The sequence below is a fragment of the Roseomonas acroporae genome, from assembly GCF_023223525.1.
GTDB lineage: Bacteria > Pseudomonadota > Alphaproteobacteria > Acetobacterales > Acetobacteraceae > Roseomonas_E > Roseomonas_E acroporae.
Window position 1 is genome coordinate 1 of sequence record NZ_JALPRX010000192.1, and the last position, 3,513, is coordinate 3,513.

Consider the following 3,513-nt stretch of genomic DNA (forward strand, 5'->3'; position numbering starts at 1 on the left):
CCGACAGCCCGGCCCCCGCGCCGCGGGGGAGACGCCCGGAGCCGCCCGCCGTCGGAACCCGTAGACTTCACCTGCTAACCTTCATAGGTTTTGAGCATAGAAGGTCCTGAGATCATATGAGAGGCTGAGCGAGAAAGGCCGTGCCGGTGCACCTTTCCATTAGGCATGCCAGTCCGCCTCCGCCCTTCTCAGAAATAAAGGTTTTGAGTGCCGAACCTAAGAAGGTTCTTCCCTATGCAATGACGGGCATCGGCATCGGACGCGAGCCCACACGCGCTGATCGGTCAGCGAAACCCATCTCGCCCGACCGGCGATCTGCATTATATGTATCGTGCGTATCGGAACAGGAGGGCCTTGTGCGGGTGACCACGGCGGAGTTCGTGCGGAACTGGGGTCGGATCGCCGACCGGGCGCTGGTCGAGCCGGTGACGGTGACACGCAACGGCCGCGATCGCCTGGTGGTGATCTCGGCGGAGGAGTACGCCCGGCTCAAGCGGCGCGACCGGCGGGTGGTGCGCACGGAGGAGCTGAGCGAGGCCGAGGTCGAGATGATTGCCCGGGCCGAGCCGCCGGCCGAGACGGCGCATCTCGACAAGCTGCTCGACGGCGAGGCGTGACCTGGCCCGAGCCCCGGCCGGGCCTCGTCATCCGCTACGCCTACCTCTGGGACCGCGAGGCGCGGGCCGGGCAGGAGGAGGGCGCCAAGGACCGGCCCTGCGCCGTGGTGCTCGCGGTGCGCGACGAGGACGGCGACACCCGGGTCTACGTGCTGCCGATCACGCACGCGGCGCCGCACGACCCGGCGGAGGCGGTTGAGCTGCCGGCCGCGGTGAAGCGGCACCTCGGCCTCGACGAGGCGCGATCCTGGGTGGTGCTGACCGAAGCCAACGTCTTCGTCTGGCCCGGGCCCGACCTGCGGCCGGTGCCAGGGCAGGGGCCGGAGAGCGTGGCCTACGGGCACCTTCCGCCACGCCTGCTGCGCACTATCCGCGACCGCTTCGTCGCGCGCTACCGGGAACGCCAGGGCGGCCTCGTCACGCGGTCGGAGTGACGGCGTGAGCTTGATCCTCCGCTTCGCAACAGCGGGGGACACCTGGCCTACTGACCTTCATGCCTTCTTAGGTAAGAACCTGCACGCCTGATAAGTTTGAGGCGGGCCGGCTGCTCTCTCGCGGGCGCGCTATTAGCAGGACTTCACCGTGCTCCGTTCACGGAGCGGCCGAAGCGACAGGGTGCCGGGACAGGAGAACCGGCCCGTGACCCGAAGGAGCGCAGAGGGGCCGGCCGTGTTGGCGCCGGCATCGTGCCCCGGGCGGCGCGCCGCAAGGGTCGCTCCCCGGCGGGCCGGCGAAGCCGGCCCGCCGACACGGGGCGTCGGCCGCGGTCCAGGGCGGGGAGGGGCCGCCGATCGACGGCCCCGCTGGATCACTCCGCCGCCTGCGGCAGCGCCGGAGGCTCGGCCTTGCAGGGGAGGGGAGCCGGACCGGCCTCGGCCGCCTCGTTGGTTGCAGCATTGCCCGCGACGGCCGTGCCCGGCACGCGCAGCGCCCGCGGCAGCCAGCCCTTGCCGTCCAGCAGCGCCGCCGCGTCGCGCACCATCGCCTCCTTGACGTCGCGCAGCCGGTGCGCCGCGTCGCCGCCCGCGCCCTCGCGCACGGCCTCGAGGATCAGCGCCTTGGGCACGCGGGCGAGATAGCCCTCCGCCGTGACGCCCCACCACCGCCGCATGTCGAGCCCGGCGGCCTCCGCCACGCGCCCCCCGATGGAGGCCGCCCCGCGCGGTGTGGTCCAGTCGTCCCGCCCGGCGTCGGCCACCCGTGCGACGCAGACCGCGAGCAGGCCGAGCAGCGCCGCCGTGTCCTGCGCCATCAGCCAGGGCCAGAGATCGGCCTGCGTGTCCGGGAGCCGTCCGCGCCACGTGGCCTCCGCGGCCGCGACCGCCTGCCGCGCCGGGCTGTCCGCGATGCCGGGGCAGGCGGCGGCGAGGGCAGGGGGGTGGGCCGAGAAGCGGGCCACGGTGTCGGCATAGCGCGCGTAGAAGGCGTCCGTGGCAAGGCCGTGCAGTAGCACCCGCAGGGCGAGGTCGGGCTGTGCCGCCAGTTCCGCCTGCAGCCCGGCGGTGCGGTGCGCCTCCAACTCGCCTTGCAGGGCGGCCGAAAGGGCAGGGGCCTTGTCCTCCGGCTCCGGTAACGCCCCGCCGCCCACGGCGGGTCCACCCTCCGCACGGTCGGCAGGGTCCACACCCCCGGCGGCCTCGGCCCCGGCTTCGCCGCCCTCGTCCGCGTCGGGCTTCGGCTCGTCCTCCGGCCGCACGTAGCCCCGCTCCACCCGCAGCGTCCCGTCAGAAGCGAGTGTGACCACCGCGCCCGCGACCGCCATGTCCTCGGGCTGGAAGGCGCGCTCGCGTGCGTCCAGGGCATCGAGTTCCGCCTCGATGCGGTCCAGCTCCGCCGCGACCGCCTCCGGCAGGTCGTCGCTGCTGCCGTGCTCCGCCGCGAGGTCGTCGTAGCGCGCCGCGAGCACCGCCCGGCGCGCCTCGTCCTCGGCCGAGAGGGGAACCTGCGCGGGCCAGACCCGGCGGCAGCGCCACGCCTGCGATTGCGCTTCGGGGCCGATGGCGACCCAGGCCCAGCCCTCCGCGCGTACCGCCTCGGCCTCGCGTTCCATCCGCTCGGCCACCAGCCGTTCCAGCAGGGCCGCGTCCTCGATCCAGCCGCCGCCGTCCTCGGCGAAGAGGTCGCGCTGCACCCGCCCGCCCGCGGCGAGGTAGGCGTCGAGCCCGACCAGCAGCACCCGGCGGTCGGTGGCGGGGACAAGGGCGTTGGTCAGCAGCCGGCGGATCGTGTCGGGGCTGCGCTGCCACGCCGGCAGTTGCGCGAACACCCGCTCCTGCGCCTCGCGGTCCTCGGTAACGGCGAAGGCCATCAGGTGGTCGAGGGTCAGCACCTCGTCGCGGTAGGCCTGGACCAGGGCGGGCGAGACGGCGGCGAGGCGCAGCCGCTGGCGCACGGTGTGGGCAGAGACGCCGAAGCGCGCGGCGATCTCCTCCACGCCGAGGCCCTCGCCGCCCCGGTGCAGCGCGGCGAACGCCTCGAACTGGTCGGCCGGGTGCATGTCGAGCCGCACCGTGTTCTCGGCGAGGCTCGCCTCGGCGTCGTCGGCGCCGTCCAGCACGCGGCAGGGGATGGGCGCGTGCTTCGCCAGCCGCTTGCCCTTGGCGAGTAGCCGCAGCGCCGCGAGCCGGCGGCCTCCGGCGACGACCTCGTAGCGCCCGGTCTCCCGGCCCGCGCCGTCGCGCTTGGCCCGCACCGCGAGGGATTGCAGCAGCCCATGCGCCGCGATGGAGGCGGCCAGCGCCTCGACGCCGAGCCCTGTGCCGGTGCGGCGGACGTTGGCGGGGGAGGGGTCCAGCTTGGAGAGCGCGATCTCGGCCGTGGCGTGGGCGATGGTGTCGGTCATGGTGATCTCCCTTTCTCGGCGGCGGGAAGCAGCCCCGCTGCTTCCCTGCCCGTC

Annotated in this window: 3 protein-coding genes; 2 read left to right on the forward strand and 1 reads right to left on the reverse strand. The window is 74.0% G+C overall.

Translation table 11 applies throughout. From position 1 onward, the window contains the following. Positions 1–362: 362 nt before the first annotated feature. Together M0638_RS27755 and M0638_RS27760 are read left to right on the forward strand one after the other, a co-directional pair. The gene (locus M0638_RS27755; RefSeq protein WP_248670193.1) at positions 363–617 is read left to right on the forward strand and encodes a type II toxin-antitoxin system prevent-host-death family antitoxin; all 255 of its coding nucleotides are present in this window, start codon (positions 363–365) and stop codon (positions 615–617) included. Then, complete coding sequence (locus tag M0638_RS27760; protein ID WP_248670194.1) at positions 614–1,051, forward strand: hypothetical protein; 438 nt, start codon at positions 614–616, stop codon at positions 1,049–1,051. Before M0638_RS27755 ends, M0638_RS27760 begins: the two co-directional genes overlap by 4 nt. A 374-nt stretch (positions 1,052–1,425) precedes the next feature. Here M0638_RS27760 and M0638_RS27765 read toward each other — a convergent pair whose 3' ends face one another. Next, positions 1,426–3,459 carry a ParB/RepB/Spo0J family partition protein gene (locus M0638_RS27765; protein ID WP_248670195.1) on the reverse strand — a complete coding sequence of 678 codons (2,034 nt, stop codon included), beginning with the start codon at positions 3,457–3,459 and terminating at the stop codon, positions 1,426–1,428. Positions 3,460–3,513 lie beyond the last annotated feature (54 nt).

Excerpts from the sequence above, each read along its gene's own strand:
- M0638_RS27765 (WP_248670195.1), bottom strand. The coding sequence starts at position 3,459 with ATGACCGACACCATCGCCCACGCCACGGCCGAGATCGCGCTCTCCAAG.